This is a genomic window from Lelliottia sp. (assembly GCF_045627565.1).
In the GTDB taxonomy this organism is placed as follows: domain Bacteria; phylum Pseudomonadota; class Gammaproteobacteria; order Enterobacterales; family Enterobacteriaceae; genus Enterobacter.
Genome location: NZ_JAZQNX010000019.1, coordinates 1 through 17087 on the forward strand (window position 1 = coordinate 1; position 17087 = coordinate 17087).

General features: G+C 55.5%; 14 protein-coding genes and 1 pseudogene. 10 read left to right on the top strand and 5 right to left on the bottom strand.

The genetic code is table 11. The features are described from left to right. The 4 genes and pseudogenes from ACKI5T_RS10600 to hycI all read left to right on the top strand — a co-directional run. Positions 1-72: pseudogene (locus ACKI5T_RS10600) on the top strand (formate hydrogenlyase complex iron-sulfur subunit); the annotation flags it as partial. Further along, a complete protein-coding gene (locus ACKI5T_RS10605) occupies positions 72-839 on the top strand; it encodes an NADH-quinone oxidoreductase subunit B family protein (protein ID WP_015960185.1) in 768 nt (255 codons plus the stop codon). The pseudogene ACKI5T_RS10600 and the gene ACKI5T_RS10605, both read left to right, overlap by 1 nt. Then, complete coding sequence (locus tag ACKI5T_RS10610) at positions 836-1246, top strand: formate hydrogenlyase maturation HycH family protein (protein WP_407437305.1); 411 nt, start codon at positions 836-838, stop codon at positions 1244-1246. The genes ACKI5T_RS10605 and ACKI5T_RS10610 overlap by 4 nt, the downstream gene beginning before the upstream one ends. After that, complete coding sequence (hycI, locus tag ACKI5T_RS10615; protein WP_133631234.1) at positions 1239-1694, top strand: hydrogenase maturation peptidase HycI; 456 nt, start codon at positions 1239-1241, stop codon at positions 1692-1694. Before ACKI5T_RS10610 ends, hycI begins: the two co-directional genes overlap by 8 nt. Positions 1695-1869: 175 nt before the next feature. On the opposite strand, the gene ACKI5T_RS10620 is transcribed toward hycI, so the two are convergent. Both ACKI5T_RS10620 and ascF read right to left on the bottom strand, forming a co-directional pair. Then, positions 1870-3294 carry a 6-phospho-beta-glucosidase gene (locus ACKI5T_RS10620; protein ID WP_407437307.1) on the bottom strand — a complete coding sequence of 475 codons (1425 nt, stop codon included), beginning with the start codon at positions 3292-3294 and terminating at the stop codon, positions 1870-1872. A 19-nt stretch (positions 3295-3313) separates the two neighbouring features. Further along, complete coding sequence (gene ascF / locus ACKI5T_RS10625; protein WP_407437308.1) at positions 3314-4765, bottom strand: PTS cellobiose/arbutin/salicin transporter subunit IIBC; 1452 nt, start codon at positions 4763-4765, stop codon at positions 3314-3316. Positions 4766-4980: 215 nt separating this feature from the next. Between ascF and ACKI5T_RS10630 the strand changes: the two genes are divergently transcribed. The 4 genes from ACKI5T_RS10630 to ACKI5T_RS10645 all read left to right on the top strand — a co-directional run bounded on the left by ACKI5T_RS10630 (position 4981) and on the right by ACKI5T_RS10645 (position 9933). Further along, positions 4981-5994: a LacI family DNA-binding transcriptional regulator gene (locus tag ACKI5T_RS10630; RefSeq protein WP_407437310.1), complete on the top strand. Its 1014-nt coding sequence runs from the start codon at positions 4981-4983 to the stop codon at positions 5992-5994. 132 nt (positions 5995-6126) lie between these two features. Beyond that, the gene (gene hydN / locus ACKI5T_RS10635; RefSeq protein ID WP_407437311.1) at positions 6127-6672 is read left to right on the top strand and encodes an electron transport protein HydN; all 546 of its coding nucleotides are present in this window, start codon (positions 6127-6129) and stop codon (positions 6670-6672) included. 2 nt (positions 6673-6674) lie between these two features. Continuing rightward, positions 6675-8930: a carbamoyltransferase HypF gene (hypF, locus tag ACKI5T_RS10640; RefSeq protein ID WP_407437313.1), complete on the top strand. Its 2256-nt coding sequence runs from the start codon at positions 6675-6677 to the stop codon at positions 8928-8930. Further along, on the top strand, positions 8911-9933 hold the full coding sequence (locus tag ACKI5T_RS10645) for a HoxN/HupN/NixA family nickel/cobalt transporter (RefSeq protein WP_407437315.1): 1023 nt from the start codon (positions 8911-8913) through the stop codon (positions 9931-9933). Before hypF ends, ACKI5T_RS10645 begins: the two co-directional genes overlap by 20 nt. A 502-nt stretch (positions 9934-10435) precedes the next feature. On the opposite strand, the gene norW is transcribed toward ACKI5T_RS10645, so the two are convergent. Both norW and norV read right to left on the bottom strand, forming a co-directional pair. Beyond that, positions 10436-11569: an NADH:flavorubredoxin reductase NorW gene (gene norW, locus ACKI5T_RS10650; protein WP_407437316.1), complete on the bottom strand. Its 1134-nt coding sequence runs from the start codon at positions 11567-11569 to the stop codon at positions 10436-10438. Then, positions 11566-13014: an anaerobic nitric oxide reductase flavorubredoxin gene (gene norV / locus ACKI5T_RS10655; protein WP_407437317.1), complete on the bottom strand. Its 1449-nt coding sequence runs from the start codon at positions 13012-13014 to the stop codon at positions 11566-11568. The genes norW and norV overlap by 4 nt, the downstream gene beginning before the upstream one ends. A 187-nt stretch (positions 13015-13201) precedes the next feature. Between norV and norR the strand changes: the two genes are divergently transcribed. Further along, positions 13202-14716, top strand: coding sequence for a nitric oxide reductase transcriptional regulator NorR (gene norR / locus ACKI5T_RS10660; RefSeq protein WP_407437318.1), 1515 nt, complete (start codon positions 13202-13204; stop codon positions 14714-14716). On the opposite strand, the gene gutQ is transcribed toward norR, so the two are convergent. Beyond that, complete coding sequence (gene gutQ, locus ACKI5T_RS10665) at positions 14713-15678, bottom strand: arabinose-5-phosphate isomerase GutQ (RefSeq protein WP_407437320.1); 966 nt, start codon at positions 15676-15678, stop codon at positions 14713-14715. The two genes, norR and gutQ, sit on opposite strands and share 4 nt — an antisense overlap. Before the next feature lie 203 nt (positions 15679-15881). On the opposite strand from gutQ, the gene mltB reads away from it, so the two are divergent. Further along, complete coding sequence (gene mltB / locus ACKI5T_RS10670; protein ID WP_407437322.1) at positions 15882-16982, top strand: lytic murein transglycosylase B; 1101 nt, start codon at positions 15882-15884, stop codon at positions 16980-16982. The last annotated feature ends 105 nt before the right edge of the window (positions 16983-17087 follow it).

Below are 17087 nucleotides of genomic sequence, written 5' to 3' on the forward strand. Positions count from 1 at the left end.
TGCAAACGCCAAAAATGCCTGTTGCCGTCCGACCGCATTGATTTAACTCGCCATATGAAAGAGGCCAGCTGATGAGCCATTTACTCGGCCCGCGCGACGATAACGGCATTCCGGTGCCGATGACGGTGGACGAATCCATCGCCAACATGAAGGCGTCGCTGCTGAAAAAAATCAAACGCTCTGCCTACGTTTATCGCGTCGACTGCGGCGGCTGCAACGGCTGCGAGATTGAAATCTTCGCCACGCTGTCACCGCTTTTTGATGCCGAACGGTTTGGCATCAAAGTCGTCCCGTCGCCACGTCACGCCGATATTTTGTTGTTTACCGGCGCGATGACCCGCGCAATGCGTTCACCTGCGCTGCGCGCCTGGCAGTCTGCACCCGACCCAAAAATTTGTATTTCTTACGGCGCCTGCGGTAACAGCGGCGGGATTTTCCACGATCTGTACTGCGTGTGGGGCGGCACTGACAAAATCGTGCCGGTCGATGTCTATATTCCTGGCTGTCCGCCGACGCCCGCGGCCACGCTGTACGGTTTCGCCATGGCGCTGGGTCTGCTGGAGCAGAAAATCCACGCTCGCGAGCCGGGTGAAATCGACAATCAACCTGCGACGATCTTGCATCCGGACATGGTGCAGCCGCTGCGCGTTAAAGTCGATCGCACTGCGCGCAGGCTGGCGGGATATCGCTATGGTCGCCAGATCGCCGACGATTATCTGCGTCTGCTGAGCCAGGGCGAACATCAGGTGACGCGCTGGCTGGAGGCCGAAAACGATCCGCGACTGAATGAGATCGTTGCCAATTTAAATCAGGTGGTTGATGAGGCGCGTATCCGATGAGTGAAAGGGTGGTGTTCAGTCAACTGAGCCGTAAGTTTATCGACGAAAACGATGCCACGCCCGATGCGGCGCAGCAGGTGGTTTATTACAGCCTGGCGATTGGTCACCACCTTGGGGTGATCGACTGCCTCGAAGCGGCGTTAAGTTGCCCGTGGCAAGAATATCTGGCGTGGATTGGCACGCTGGAAGCGGGGAGCACCGCGCGGCGTAAGATGGAAGGTGTGCCGAAGTACGGCGAAATCGTTATCGACAGTAATCATATCGCGATGCTGGCAAACGCGTTTGATGCGGCACTCGCTGTGCAATCTCCCGAGCAGCAGGCGTGGAGCAAAACCCTGCTCAGCATGCTGCACGATATTCATCAGGAGAGCGCCATCTACCTGATGGTGAGGAGAATACGTGACTGACGTTTTACTGTGTGTCGGCAATAGTCTGATGGGCGATGACGGCGCAGGTCCGCTGCTGGCGGAAATGTGCGCCGCACATCCGCAAGGAAACTGGATTGTGATTGATGGCGGCAGTGCGCCGGAAAACGACGTCGTCGCCATTCGTGAATTGCGCCCGGACCGGGTGCTGATTGTGGATGCCACCGATATGGGGCTGAATCCCGGCGAAATCCGTCTGGTCGATCCGGACGATATCGCCGAGATGTTTATGATGACCACCCACAATATGCCGCTCAATTATCTGGTCGATCAGATTAAAGACGATGTGGGTGAAGTGCTATTTTTAGGCATTCAGCCGGATATTGTCGGTTTTTATTATCCGATGACGCCACCGATCAAAGCGGCGGTAGAGGTGGTTTATTCGCGTCTTGCGCAATGGACAGGGGATGGGGGATTCGATCAGCTGTGAGTTGTTGCCCTCACCCTAACCCTCTCCCACAGGGAGAGGGAATTTTTCTCTCACTATATGGGGCAGCAACTCTTCCCCCTCACCTACTGGGAGGGGAATTATTCTCTCCCTCAACTTATGGAGTCGCTGCCTTTCGCCCTCTCCCTGTGGGAGAGGGCGGGGTGAGGGCATCAAGCTAATCCAGATCCGCGCCGTTACTCTCAATTACCTTTTTGTACCACCAGAACGATTTCTTACGAATGCGATCCAGTGAACCGTTGCCCGCATCGTCACGATCCACGTAAACAAACCCGTAGCGTTTGCTCATTTCGCCCGTCGATGCCGCCACCAAATCGATACAACCCCATGAGGTGTAACCAATAAGCGGCACGCCGTCTTCGATTGCATCGCCCATTGCGCGGATGTGTTCGCGTAGGTAGCTGATGCGGTAGTCGTCGTTGATCTCGCCGTTAGCGTCAAATTCGTCTTTGGCACCCAGGCCGTTTTCGACCAGGAACAGCGGCTTCTGATAGCGGTCGTACATCATGTTCATGGTGATGCGCAGGCCCAGCGGGTCGATGCCCCAGCCCCACGCGCTCACTTCGATGTGCGGATTACGCAGCGATTTGACGATATTTGCCGCGCTGGTGTTGTTGGCGTTCATATCCGCCGAGGCGCAGCGAGAGGCGTAATAGCTGAACGACACAAAATCGACGGTGTTTTTCAGTAGCTCGTCATCGGCAGGGTCTTTAGCTATCGTCACCCCTTTATCGCGAAATACGCGGGCGGAGTAGGCCGGATAGCTGCCGCGTGCCTGCACGTCGATAAAGAACAGGTTTTCGCGGTCTTTCTCCAGCGCCATCCACACGTCTTCCGGTTTGCAGGAGTAAGGATAGAAATTACCGCCCGCCAGCATGCAGCCAACCTGGTTTTCCGGGTTCACTTCATGGGCGATTTTGGTCGCCAGCGCGCTTGCGACCAGCTCGTGGTGCGCGGCCTGATATTTCACCTGATCTTCGTTTTCACCTTCTTCAAACACCAGCCCGGCACCGGAGAACGGGCTGTGGAGCATGATGTTGATTTCGTTGAAGGTGAGCCAGTACTTCACCAGACCGTTAAACTCTTCAAAGCAGGTGCGGGCATAACGGGCGAAGAAATCGACCATTTTGCGGTTACGCCATGAACCGTATTCCGTGACCAGATGCATCGGCACGTCAAAGTGGCACAAGGTCACCAGCGGTTCGATGTTGTACTTTCTGCACTCTTCAAACACTGCGCGATAAAAGGCGATGCCTTCCTGATTGGGCAGCGGCTCGTCGCCGTTCGGATAGAGACGGCTCCAGGCAATCGAGGTGCGGAAAACCGTAAAACCCATCTCCGCCATCAGGGCGATGTCTTCTTTGTAGCGATGGTAAAAATCAATCGCCTCGTGGCTCGGGTAAAATTCATCCTCGCGCAGCGCAAAACGTTTTTCCTTACCGACCTTCACCGCCAGGCGATTGGCACCGTGAGGGATCATATCGACCGTGGTCAGCCCTTTGCCGCCTTCGCGGTACGCGCCTTCACTCTGGTTGGCGGCCAGTGCGCCGCCCCATAGAAATCCTTGTGGAAAAACAGACATTTTTACCTCGCTATTCATTTTATGCTCGTGCTTCCTGTGCCTGAACCGGCGCGGTTTGCAGGGCGCGTGCTTTTTCTGCATCGTTTTCGACCGGGATATCCTCAAAGCCGAGGATCAGGGTCAGAACAAACGATAACACCACCGCCAGCGCCATCACGCCAAACACCCATACGATAGTCATCGGGTTGGCCGGATCAAAGAATTGTACGCTGGTAAACAGCCCTGGAGCCGCCATCGAATGGCTGGCAAGACCGGCAATTCCAGCGACTGCGCCGCAGATGAAGCCGCTGATTAAGCTCGCAATCAGCGGGCGTTTCAGACGGATTGCCACGCCGTACAGCGCGGGTTCAGAAATACCCGCCATGATGGCAGACGCTGCCGCCGCTAACGCCGTCTGGCGCAATTCGGGGTTTTTGGTCTTCCAGGCGACCGCCAGAGAAGAGCCGCCGAGCGACAGGTTTGCGCCAATCTCAGATGGCATTACCATCCCTTCTTTGCCCGTTTCGGCAATGGTCTGGATAATCGTCGGGGTAAACACGCGGTGCATCCCGGTCATCACTAGCAGCGGCCACAATGCGCCCATAATCGCGACCGACAGCCAGCCCAGATAGCCGTGAACAGTGTAAACCAGCGCGGAGATGGCGCTACCGATCCAGATCCCAAGGGGGCCAATTAAGACGATGGCGAGCGGAGCCGCAATCAGCACGATCAACATCGGTTTGAGGAAGTTTTTGGTCACCGCAGGGGTAATTTTGTCTACCCACACTTCGATGTACGACAGGCACCAGGTCATGACCAGCGCCGGGATCACGGTGTAGGTGTACTTCACCGCCGTCACTGGAATAAAGGCGAACTCAACGTGCTCGCCTTGCGCGGCTTTAGCCATCAGCTCAATAAAGCTTGGATGCACCAGTACGCCAGCGATGGCAATGGCCAACGACACGTTGGTTTTGAATTTAATCGCGGCGGACGCGGCCACCATCAGCGGCAGGAAGAAGAACGCGCCGTCGCCGATAACCGTCAGAATAGTCAGTGTCGGCGCGCCTTTTGGTAGCACACCGGTCATTTCCAGAATCATTGCCAGCAGCTTCACCATTGAGCCGCCAATGATCGCTGGGATCAGCGGAGACATCGTACCGATCAATGCGTCCAGTATTCCGGCCCCGATGCGCTTAAGCGTGAGTTTTTGCGGGCCCTGTGGTTGAGCGGGCTGCATTCCCGCCGGGAGCAGGCTCACCACTTCGCGATACGCTTGTGAAACGGTATTGCCGATAATCACCTGGCACTGGTTGTCATTACGCACCACGCCGAGCACGCCGCTGAGGCTTTTCAGCGTCGCGGTATCCACTTTACTTTCGTCGTGCAGCACGAAACGCAGGCGCGTCATACAGTGGGTGACGGCAGCGACGTTGTCTTTACCGCCGAGCGCGCTGACGACATCGTTCGCCAGTGCAGCATAATTTTTGGCCATCGGGTGAGATCCTGTTGTTGTTTTGAGAATGGATAGGAAACCGGTTTCACAAAATCATGAATAGTTTTCTCATATGAAACAAGATGGAAATATGTACATTTTTTATATTCGTGATAACGATCACTTTGGCATGTTGAAAGCGTGAGATTCGTGCTGCGACAATGTTTACGCAGTGCAGTACACTGCGGCTCATCAGGTGGAGAGGGAAAAATACAATGACCACGATGCTGGAAGTGGCGAAGCGGGCAGGGGTGTCGAAAGCGACGGTTTCGCGGGTGCTGTCGGGCAATGGCTATGTGAGCCAGGAGACCAAAGATCGCGTTTTTCAGGCGATCGAAGAGAGCGGCTACCGGCCCAATTTGCTGGCGCGGAATCTGGCAACAAAACGTACGCAAACCCTCGGGCTGGTGGTGACCAACACCTTGTATCATGGCGTCTATTTCAGTGAACTGCTGTTCCACGCCGCGCGAATGACCGAAGAGAAAGGGCGGCAGCTGATTCTTGCCGATGGCAAGCACAGCGCCGATGAAGAGCGCGAAGCGATTCAGTATCTGCTGGATATGCGCTGCGATGCGATCATCATCTATCCGCGCTTTTTGAGCGTGGAGGAGATGGATGACATCATCCAGAAACACGAGCAGCCGATTATGGTGCTAAACCGCCGCCTGCGTAAAAACAGCAGCCATTGCGTCTGGTCAGATCATAAAGCCTCGTGTCAGGCGGCGGTGTCGCAGCTGATCGTCATGGGTCACCGGGACATCGCGTTTATCACCGGATCGCTGGATTCCCCCACCGGTATTGAGCGCCTTTCCGGATACAAAGACGCGCTGGCTCAGCATCACATTCCCCTGAACGACGCTTTGATCGTGGAAGGGAAATGGAATCCAGAAAGCGGAGCGGCAGGCGTTTCAACCCTGCTGTCGCGCGGTGAGACCTTTACCGCGCTGGTGGCCAGCAATGACGACATGGCGATTGGCGCAGTGAAACAGTTGCACGACAGCGGAATTGCCACGCCGGGCCAGGTCTCTGTTATTGGTTTCGATGATGTGGCTATCGCACCGTATATCATTCCATCGCTTTCCAGCGTGCGGATTCCGGTGACGGAGATGATCAAAGAGACCATTAGCCGCCTGATTTTTATGCTCGACGGCGGCGACTTTACCTTGCAACAAACCTTCTCGGGTGAACTGATCCTGCGTGACTCGGTGATGGCAGGACCACATGTCTAGCATCGACAGATGTCATCGTCACTTGTGTCGATGACAGACCTCTGATCTTGATAAATCCCGTAAAATCAGGCCACTAAAACATGGCACGGTTTATGTATGTTTTGCCGCATGAATGTCATGCTGGAGAAGCAAATGAACCGTTTTATTATGGCTGATGCGAGTAAATGTATTGGCTGCCGCACCTGCGAAGTGGCGTGTGTGGTGTCCCATCAGGCGCAGCAGGATTGTGCGTCCCTTACCCCCGAATCTTTTCTGCCGCGTATTCATGTCATTAAGGGCGTGAATATCTCGACGGCTGCGATCTGTCGTCAGTGCGAAGATGCACCGTGCGCCAACGTCTGCCCTAACGGTGCCATCAATCGTGAAAATGGTTTTGTACAGGTGATGCAGGAGCGCTGTATTGGCTGCAAAACCTGCGTGGTGGCGTGTCCTTATGGCGCGATGGAGGTGGTTGTGCGCCCGGTAGTACGCAACAGTGGCGCGGGTCTGAACGTGCGTGCGGACAAAGCCGAAGCCAACAAATGCGATTTGTGCCATCACCGTGAAACGGGCCCGGCATGTATGGAAGCCTGTCCGACACACGCGCTGGTGTGTGTGGATCGCAATAAACTTGAACAGATGAGTGCCGAAAAACGTCGTCGTGCGGCGTTTGATACGTCGTCTGCCATGCTGTTCTGACGATGAGTGACGGCGGCGTACAGCTGCGGGTGCGCGGCAAAGTGCAGGGCGTGGGGTTTCGCCCGTTCGTCTGGCAACTGGCGAATCAGCTGCATTTATGCGGTGATGTTTGCAACGATGGCGAAGGCGTGCTGGTGCGTTTGTCGGGCGATGCGGTGGCGTTTACCGAGCAACTCTTGCAGCAGTGCCCGCCGCTGGCACGCATTGATGAAGTGGAGGCGCAGCCATTTCACTGGCCGCGCCCGCCTGCGGATTTCACTATCCGGCGCAGTGCGGCTGGGGCGATGGCTACCCAAATCGTCCCAGATGCAGCGACCTGCCCGGCGTGCCTTACCGAAATGCGCGACCCGCGTGAGCGCCGCTATCGCTATCCGTTTATCAACTGCACCCACTGCGGCCCACGCTTTACCATTATTCGCGCCATGCCCTACGATCGTCCGGCAACGTCGATGGCGAATTTCCCGCTTTGCGCCCCGTGTGAAGAAGAGTACCGGAATCCCGCCGACCGTCGCTTCCATGCCCAGCCTGTCGCCTGCCCGGACTGCGGACCGGAACTCGAATGGCGCTCGGGTGACGAACGTTTTTCACGTGAAAACGCGCTGCAGGCGGCGGTCACATTACTTAAAGCCGGGGGGATTGTGGCCATCAAAAACCTCGGCGGGTTTCATTTGGTTTGCGATGCTCGCAATGTTCTGGCGATCGCCCGGTTGCGGGAGTGCAAACATCGCCCGGCTAAACCGCTGGCGGTGATGGTGGCGGATGTCACGCGTTTACCCGCCCCCATTCAGAAATTATTACGATCACCTGCCGCGCCCATTGTCCTGACATCAAAAACATTTCTCCCCGATCTGCCGCATGAGATTGCGCCTGGTCTGGACACAATTGGCGTTATGCTCCCCTCGAATCCGCTACAGCATCTGCTGATGGATGACATGGCCTGTCCGCTGGTGATGACGTCCGGAAACCTCAGCGGTAAACCCCCTGCGATGACCAATCAGCAAGCGCTGGATGATCTGGAAAATATCGCTGACGGATTTTTGCTGCACAACCGCGGCATCTTGCAGCGGATGGATGATTCTGTTGTGGACGACGAGGGCGCGATGCTGCGTCGTGCGCGGGGCTACGTGCCGGATGCGATGGCGTTGCCTGATGGGTTTAAGGATATTCCGCCGATACTGGCGCTGGGCGCAGACATGAAAAATACGTTTTGTCTGGTACGCGACGGGCAAGCGGTGTTGAGCCAGCATTTTGGCGATCTGGGCGACGAAGGCGTGGCGAGCCAGTGGCGTGGTGCGCTCGCGGTGATTCAGCAGATGTATCATTTTCGCCCTGAGCATATCGTGTGTGACGCCCATCCGGGCTATCGCAGCGCGAAATGGGCCAACGAAATGGCGCTGCCAAAACAGACGGTATTACATCACCATGCCCATGCGGCGGCGTGTCTGGCCGAAAATGGCTGGCCACTGGAGGGCGGCGATGTTATCGCGCTGACGCTCGACGGTATCGGAATGGGTGAAAACGGTGCGCTGTGGGGCGGTGAGTGCCTGCGCGTAAACTATCTGACCTGCGACCACGTGGGCGGATTGCCTGCCGTGGCGCTGCCCGGCGGCGATCTGGCGGCGCGGCAGCCCTGGCGAAATCTGCTCGCACACTGCCTGGCATTTGTTCCTGACTGGCTATCGCGGCCTGAAACGCACCCAGTGCAACAGCAAAACTGGCCGCTGCTGGCTACCGCGATTGCCAGGGGCGTCAACGCGCCGCTGGCGTCTTCCTGCGGACGGTTATTTGATGCCGTGGCCTGCGCGCTCGCTATTGCGCCAGAGGTGCAAAGCTATGAAGGAGAGGCCGCCTGCAAGCTGGAAACGCTGGCGACGCGGTGCGCCGGCGTTAAACATCCCGTTACGATGCCGCTTAAAAATACTGTGCCTGACTTAGCCACATTCTGGCGGCAGTGGCTCAACTGGCAGGCGGAACCCGATGAACGCGCATGGGTATTTCATGATGCGCTGGCGAAAGGGCTGGCAGATTTGATTCGCTATCACGCCGAACGGCTATCTCTTTCCACGATCTGCTTTAGCGGTGGCGTGCTGCATAACCGATTGCTGCGGGCACGCCTGCAATTTTACCTCGCGGACTTCCAACTGCTTTTCCCCTCGAAATTGCCTGCGGGCGATGGGGCGATCTCTTTCGGGCAAGCGGTAGTCGCCGCCGCCCGCATCTGCTCACAAAGGAACTCACATGTTACGACTCATCCGTAGCGAACCCCGCGCGGCGCTTTTGCTCTCGATTCTGGCAATGGCGAATCTGCTTGCCTGGGGCTGCGCGTGGCGAACGTTTAGCGGCAGTACGGCGCTGATGGCAGCCAGCCTGCTGGCGTGGTGTTACGGGCTACGGCACGCGGTTGATGCCGATCATATTGCCGCCATTGATACCGTGACGCGTAAAATGATGCAGCAAGGCCAGCGACCTTCGGGGATCGGGGCGTGGTTCTCTTTGGGTCACTCCACGATTGTGGTGCTGGCGACGATAGCCATTGCCGCCACGGCGACGGCATTTCAAAAGAACATGACCTGGTTTCACGAAACGGGCAGCGTGATTGGTACCGCTGTCTCCGCGACGTTCCTGCTGGCGATGGCGCTGGTCAATATGGTGATTTTACGTGGCGTCTGGCGCAGTTTTCAGGCGCTGAAAAAAGGGCGCGTGACGCGTGTTGACGCAGAGCTCCCGGTGACAGGCGGCGTGATGAGCAGGTTATTTGGCGCGACGTTCCGGTTGGTGAGCAAAAGCTGGCAGATGTATCTGGTCGGTTTCCTGTTTGGTTTGGGGTTTGACACTGCCACCGAAATTGGCGTGCTGGGGATCTCGGCCGCCAGCGCATCACACGGAATGTCGGTCTGGTCGATTATGATTTTTCCGGCGCTGTTTGCCAGTGGGATGGCTCTGATTGATACGATTGATAATTTACTGATGGTCGGGGCGTACGGCTGGGCGTTCGACAAACCGCAGCGCAAGCTCTATTACAATATGACCATCACCGGCACCTCGGTCGTGGTGGCGCTATTTATCGGCGGGCTGGAAGCAATGGGTCTGCTGATGGATAAGTTCCGGCTTAGCGGCGGCATCTGGAATGGCGTGGCAATGGTCAACGATAACCTGGGTAACGCGGGATTTATCGTGGTCGGTTTATTTATTGCCTGCTGGTTAATCTCGATGCTGAATTACCGTTGGCGCGGTTACGATGCGCTGGTGGTGCGCTCGTAGCCGCTTGTTTGCAGCGTTTTTTTACAGGGGTTGGCGTTGTTTCAATTTGCTCGCCGCACACGTGCAAAAATAAGATAAGGGAAATGGATTTCCCCGATATACACAGCAAGGGCTTTTACCTTGTGGAAAAATATTTTCCATTTATAGAGTTTATTTCACTCCTGTTTTAGCTTGTACATCCAAACTTTCGAAAAAAATGCGCAGTGGCTCGTACATTTTTTTGGAATGAGCGGAACAAAATAAACGTTTTATCCAAATTCGGAATATTATTGTATCAGTCCGATAAATACGCGAAAATAGTCATGTGAAATGAATAAATAACTCGGAATTATTTATTTAAGTTCTCGTATTTAAAATATCGATAATAAACAAAGGACTGATGATATGATTTATTTAATAATTATTTATTTGGTGAATAGAATGCGTAAAAAAAAGCCCCGGGACACCGGGGCGACGGATAATAAAATCCTAACGCTAAGCAAGAGGGGCAAGAGACTGAGGGTTAAACGGGTAATGATTTCAGCAGAGCGAAAGCCTCCTTCATGCGATCTTCGCTGACCACAAAGGCACGGAGCTGACCGTCATTATCCATTCCACGCGCCACCATCCCTTGCGTTTCAAGCGTAATTTGCCAGTTCAGATCCTGACGCTGCGTTTCGCCTGCGAGATGCAGCGGCAATTCAGGCGTTTTCACTTTCACCAGCATGGCGGGTAATTTCAGCGGTGTGGTCGTGCCAAGCAGATTTTTAGCTAAATACATCGCGCTGATCTGAATGGGTTGCAGGAACGGCAGCACCTGGCCGTTTATTTCTGCACAATCTCCCAGCGCATAAATATCGGGCTGTGTGGTTTGTAGATAGCTGTCGACCTTTACACCGAGACGGGTTTCTGCGCCGGCCCGGCGGGCGAGTGCGGTTTCTGGACGCAAACCAGTTGCGGCAACCACGACGTCGATTTCCACGCTGCGGTTCCGGTCGAGCGTCGCGCGAATCCCGGTGTCGGTTTTTGTCAGGCTCTGTAACTGTGATTTCAGCAGCTGATGCACGCCCATATCCGTCAGGCGATGCTGTAAGCGACTACTGACTTCTGCAGGCATCAGGGCTGATAAAATACTGGCCGCATGATCAACTAGCGTTACGGATTTACCCGACCGGCAAAAATCCATTGCCAGTTCGGTGCCTATCAGGCCCCCGCCAACAATCATCACCCGCTGGGCGTCGCGAAGCGTGGTTTCGCAAGCCTTGTACTCCTGCTGACTGTTTAGCGTAAGCATGAGCTCATGTCCTTCAATTGGCGGCACAAAAGCCGACGCACCCGTTGCCAGCACCAGTTTGTCGTAATGCCACTGTTTATCTTTGGCCTTCACGCAGTGCGCGGCGGCGTCGATATCGGTTACCCAGGTGTAAGGGAAAAGACGCAGGTTGAACTGTTCGGCAAACTCCCCCGCCGTCTGGCGCGTGAGGTCGTCTGCACGCTGGCTCTGGCTGATGACGTGGCTGAGATCCGGCTTGTTGTACTCGTCCATACTGTCAGCGGCGATGAGCGTCAGCGGCACATTCGCATCTTGTTTGCGGATATTTTTCACCAGCTGACGGGCGGCAAAGCCCGAGCCGATGATCACGATTCCGTGGCTCATTTTGCCTCCGTTGCCAGGACGTCAAAAACGTCTTTACCGAGTGAACATTCCGGGCACAGGAAATTATCCGGTACGTCGCTCCACGGCGTGCCTGGCGCAACGTCCTGAAGCGGCTCGCCCAATGCAGGATCGTAAACCCACTGGCAAACGCTGCATTGCATGCAGGGGCCAAGATCTGCTGCCGCAGCGGCGGCGCAGGCGCAATTTTCCTGCTGTTGTGCCGGTTTTACTGAAGCTTCCGGCAATGGAGCGAGCGCCCACTGACGTGCAATTTCACGGCCATGCTGGCGGCAAATTTCCAGCGCATCGACGTCCGGGCGCCATTTTGCTTTCAGGCTCATCGACATTTCGAAACCGGCATCTTGCAAGCGCGTGGACAGGCGATCAACCGCGCCGCCGCTCCAGCCGTGGGAACCAAAAGCACTGGCCCGTTTGTGACGAAAACGCAGGCCCGTCATCTCTTCGACCAGACCGGCAATCTTCGGCATCATCACGTTGTTCATGGTCGATGTTCCCACCAGCACGCCTTTGGAGCGGAAAACGTTGGTCAGGATTTCGTTTTTATCGCTACGCGCCACGTTGAAGATTTTCACCGCCACGTTCGGGTCAACTTCATTTATGCCCTGAGCAATGGCGTCTGCCATCATGCGGGTGTTGTTGGACATGGTGTCGTAGAACAGGGTGATGCGGTCTTCCTGATAATCCGCCGCCCATTTCAGATACAGCTCCACAATTTGCGTTGGGTTTTCGCGCCACACCACGCCGTGGGAGGTGGCAATCATATCCACTGGCAAATTGAAGCCGAGAATTTCAGTGATTTTTGGCGTCACCAGACGGCTGAAAGGCGTCAGGATGTTGGCGTAGTAGCGCTGGCACTGTTCAAACAGTTCGGTCTGATCCACTTCGTCGTTGAACAGGCGCTCGTCGCAGTAGTGCTGACCAAAAGCGTCATTGCTGAACAACACTGCGTCACCCGTCATGTAAGTCATCATGCTGTCGGGCCAGTGCAGCATCGGGGTTTCAACGAAGATCAGCTGTTTGCCGTTGCCAATATCCAGCGCGTCACCGGTTTTGACCGTGTGGAAGTTCCACTCCGGATGGTGGTGATGGCCGTTGATAGAGTCGATGGCGTTGGTGGTGCAGTAAATCGGGGTATTTGGGATGTAGGACATCAGCTCGGTCAGCGCGCCGGCGTGGTCTTCTTCCGCGTGGTTAATGATGATGTAGTCGATGGCGTCCAGATCGATTTCGCTGCGCAGGTTCTGCACGAACTCGCGGCTGAATTTGTGATCGACGGTATCGATCAGGACGTTTTTACCTTCACGAATCAGATAGCTGTTGTAGCTGCTGCCGCGCAGGGTTTTGTATTCGGTACCATGAAAATCACGCACTTCCCAGTCACGTTGGCCAACCCAATGAATGTTATTTTTAACCAGAATAGACATAGCAACCTCAAATTATTACGGTATTTTTAACTAAGATGATTTGCTTATATCAAGTTGCGTGCCAACTATTTAATTTATTGATTTTAATCGCTTTTAAAAATAATAGCTCATGATTGGTAGTCAAAGTGACTATCTTTTTTACTGTCAATATGACAATATTCATTGTCAAAATGACAGCGAGGCGAAAATGAGTTTTTCTGTAGAGGTGCTGGCGAAGATCGCCATTGAACTGCAAACCGGTATTGGCCATCAGGATCGCTTTCAGCGGCTGATCTCCACGCTGCGCCACGTGCTGGATTGTGATGCGTCAGCGCTGCTGCGCTACGAAGGACGACAGTTTATTCCGCTGGCCATCGACGGGCTGGCGCACGACGTGCTGGGGCGTCGTTTTACGCTGGAAGGGCACCCGCGTCTGGAGACGATTGCCCGTGCGGGTGACGTGGTGCGATTCCCGGCGGACAGCGATTTACCCGATCCTTACGATGGATTAATCCCTGGGCAAGAGAGCCTGAAGGTCCACGCCTGTATCGGCTTGCCGCTGTTTGCCGGACAGAATCTGATTGGTGCGTTAACGCTCGATGGCCTTGAGCCGGATCAGTTCGATACGTTTAGCGATGAAGAGCTGCGCCTGATTGCTGCGCTGGCCTCTGGCGCGCTCAATAATGCGCTGCTGATCGAACAACTGGAAAGTCAGAACATTATGCCGGGCAGTCCGGTCGCGTTCGAGCACGTCGCGCATACGGAAATGATAGGCCTGTCGCCAGGGATGATGCAGCTGAAAAAGGAGATCGAGATTGTTGCGGCGTCCGATCTCAACGTGCTGATCGGTGGTGAAACAGGCACCGGAAAAGAGCTGGTGGCGAAATCGATTCACGAAGGTTCGCCGCGAGCGGTCAATCCGCTGGTGTATCTGAACTGCGCCGCGCTGCCCGAAAGCGTGGCGGAAAGTGAGCTATTCGGGCATGTCAAAGGGGCGTTTACCGGCGCCATCAGCAACCGCAGCGGCAAGTTTGAAATGGCCGATAACGGCACGCTGTTCCTTGATGAAATCGGTGAGCTGTCGCTGGCGCTTCAGGCCAAGCTGCTGCGCGTGTTGCAGTACGGTGATATTCAGCGCGTCGGTGACGATCGCAGTTTGCGCGTCGACGTGCGCGTGCTGGCGGCGACCAACCGCGATCTGCGCGAAGAGGTGCTGGCCGGGAATTTTCGTGCCGATCTGTTCCATCGTTTAAGCGTGTTTCCGCTGTCAGTCCCGCCGTTGCGCGAGCGTGGTGAGGACGTCGTGCTTCTGGCAGGCTTTTTCTGCGAGCAGTGCCGGTTAAAAATGGGATTATCACGCGTGGTGTTAAGCCCCGGCGCGCGTAGCCATTTGTTAAGTTACGGCTGGCCGGGAAACGTGCGTGAGCTGGAACATGCCATTCATCGTGCAGTGGTCCTGGCACGTGCCGCGCGTTTGGGCGACGACGTGGTGATCCACGCGCGACATTTTGCTTTGCATGATGAGGCAGCGCCTGCCGTGGCGCAGGAACTCCCGGCGATAGCCAATGAAAATCTGCGTGAGGCGACGGAAGCATTTCAACGCCAGATGATTACCCGCGCGCTGGATCAAAATGGACGTAGCTGGGCGGCTTGCGCGCGAGCGCTTGAGATGGACGTCGCCAACCTGCATCGGCTGGCGAAACGCCTGGGGCTAAAGGGCTAAATAATCCCGGCTTGATAGAAATCTTGCAGGTTGATGGCACCGCAAAGCTTGCCGCTGTCGTCAACGACAGGTGCCGCGGTGATTTTACGTTTCATTAAGATCTCTTTGGCTTCGATGGCGCGGCTTTCGGCGTTTAGCGTCAGCCCGCCAGCGGTCATTGCCTCACTCACGATGGCGTCCAGACTGCCGCCGCCGACCAGCCAGCGGCGAAGGTCGCCATCGGTGAAGACACCTTTAACCAGACCCGTTTCATCACAGACCGCGACCAGTCCCAGTCCGGTGCGGCTCAATTCCATCATTGCGTCCATGACGCTGGTGCTGAGTTTGACCTGCGGAACTGCCTCTTCGGTACGCATCAAATGGTGAACTTTATTGAGCAAACGCGCGCCCAGCGCCCCTGCTGGGTGAGAGCGTGCAAAATCTTCTTCATTGAAACCGCGTGCCTGCATGACGGCCATCGCCAGCGCATCGCCCATCATCAGGGTATTAACGGTGCTGGATGTTGGCGCGAGGTGCATCGGGCAGGCTTCGCGTTCAACGGAAATATCCAGCGTCGCTTTCGCAGCCAGCGCCAGCGGTGAGCGAGACTTTCCGGTCATCGCCAGCAGCGCAACGGATTTTTCCTGCAAGCGCGGAATGATCAAATCCAGCTCTTTTGCCGAGCCGGAATAGGAGATAAATAGCATCACGTCGCGACTTTCGATCATCCCCAGATCGCCATGCAGGGCTTCTGCCGGATGGACAAAAAAGGCCGGTGTACCGGTGCTGGCGAGCGTCGCGGCAATTTTCTTACCGATATGCCCGGATTTACCAATGCCTGCGACGATCACTTTGCCTTCGCATTGAATAATGGTGTTGGCTGCACGGACAAAATCATCGCCCAGCCTTTCTGGCAGGCGGCTGGCTTCCTGCAGTTCCAGCATTAATGTCTGACGGCCTGTGTTTAGCAGAAAATCACTCATTTTTATCTCCGGTTATAATCCCTTGCGCTTCGTGCCCTATCAGAACGACAGAAACGTGGCTGCGCCCATGATAGTGCATTCTCCTGGTGGGGATCCTGCCCAATACCGAAAGATTTTGCTTCGCGCCACAGAACCCCTTCCTTGAGGTGTCGCGGATGCTTTACCATACTTGCCACTTATCGAATTCTTTCAATGGATGTCTCATGGTCAAGCGTCGTTACGCAGCGCTCATTCCCGCGCTGATTATGCTTGCTGCCTGTAGCAGCAAACCGAAAACAGAGGAAGTTCAACAGACGGCTGGCGCGCCCTCCGGCGGTTTTCTGCTGGAGCCGCAGCACAATGTCATGCAGATGGGCGGTGATTTCGCCAACAACCCAGCGGCCGAACAGTTCATCGATAAGATGGTGAGCAAGCACGGTTTTAACCGACAGCAACTGCACGAAATTTTGTCCCAGGCCAAACGTCTGGATTACGTGCTGCGCCTGATGGACAGACAAGCGCCAACCGCGCAGGCGCCGACAGGGCCGAACGGTGCGTGGCTGCGCTATCGTAAACAGTTCATCACCCCCGACAACGTGCAAAACGGCGTGGCATTCTGGAATCAATATGAAGATGCGCTGAACCGCGCATGGCAGGTTTACGGCGTTCCGCCTGAAATCATCATCGGGATTGTTGGCGTGGAAACCCGCTGGGGCCGCGTGATGGGCAAAACGCGCATTCTTGATGCGCTGGCGACGCTCTCCTTTAACTATCCGCGCCGCGCAGAATATTTCTCATCAGAGCTGGAAACCTTCTTGCTGATGGCGCGCAACGAGCAGGACGATCCGCTGGATCTGAAAGGTTCATTCGCGGGCGCAATGGGTTACGGCCAGTTTATGCCGTCGTCCTATAAAGAATACGCCGTGGACTTTAACGGTGACGGGCATATCAATCTGTGGGATCCGGTGGATGCCATCGGTAGCGTGGCGAATTACTTCAAAGCACACGGCTGGGTGAAAGGCGAGCCGGTCGCCGTGCAGGCTAACGGTCAGGCGCCTGGGCTGGAAAATGGTTTCAAAACCAAATACAGCGTGGCGCAACTGGCGTCAGCCGGGTTAACGCCGATGCAGCCGCTGAATAATAATCAGCAGGTGAGTTTGTTGCGTCTGGATATTGGTACGGGTTATCAATATTGGTACGGGTTGCCGAATTTCTACGCGATCACCCGCTACAACCACAGCACGCACTACGCGATGGCGGTGTGGCAATTGGGTCAGGCGGTTGCGCTGGCGCGTGTGCCTGCGGCGTCTCCGTTTAGTCAGTAAGTTTTCCCACCGCTGAATGGTTTGCCGGAGCAGGGTTTCACCTCCGGCAAACCATCAGGTCGTTGTTTGATACTTAGCGCCTCATCTTTACCGCTACCGGTAAGA

Coding starts and splice junctions, on each gene's coding strand:
- ACKI5T_RS10605 (WP_015960185.1), top strand. CDS start 72: ATGAGCCATTTACTCGGCCCGCGCGACGATAACGGCATTCCGGTGCCG.
- ACKI5T_RS10610 (WP_407437305.1), top strand. CDS start 836: ATGAGTGAAAGGGTGGTGTTCAGTCAACTGAGCCGTAAGTTTATCGAC.
- ACKI5T_RS10620 (WP_407437307.1), bottom strand. CDS start 3,294: ATGTCTGTTTTTCCACAAGGATTTCTATGGGGCGGCGCACTGGCCGCC.
- ascF (WP_407437308.1), bottom strand. CDS start 4,765: ATGGCCAAAAATTATGCTGCACTGGCGAACGATGTCGTCAGCGCGCTC.
- ACKI5T_RS10630 (WP_407437310.1), top strand. CDS start 4,981: ATGACCACGATGCTGGAAGTGGCGAAGCGGGCAGGGGTGTCGAAAGCG.
- hydN (WP_407437311.1), top strand. CDS start 6,127: ATGAACCGTTTTATTATGGCTGATGCGAGTAAATGTATTGGCTGCCGC.
- hypF (WP_407437313.1), top strand. CDS start 6,675: ATGAGTGACGGCGGCGTACAGCTGCGGGTGCGCGGCAAAGTGCAGGGC.
- ACKI5T_RS10645 (WP_407437315.1), top strand. CDS start 8,911: ATGTTACGACTCATCCGTAGCGAACCCCGCGCGGCGCTTTTGCTCTCG.
- norW (WP_407437316.1), bottom strand. CDS start 11,569: ATGAGCCACGGAATCGTGATCATCGGCTCGGGCTTTGCCGCCCGTCAG.
- norV (WP_407437317.1), bottom strand. CDS start 13,014: ATGTCTATTCTGGTTAAAAATAACATTCATTGGGTTGGCCAACGTGAC.
- norR (WP_407437318.1), top strand. CDS start 13,202: ATGAGTTTTTCTGTAGAGGTGCTGGCGAAGATCGCCATTGAACTGCAA.
- gutQ (WP_407437320.1), bottom strand. CDS start 15,678: ATGAGTGATTTTCTGCTAAACACAGGCCGTCAGACATTAATGCTGGAA.
- mltB (WP_407437322.1), top strand. CDS start 15,882: ATGGTCAAGCGTCGTTACGCAGCGCTCATTCCCGCGCTGATTATGCTT.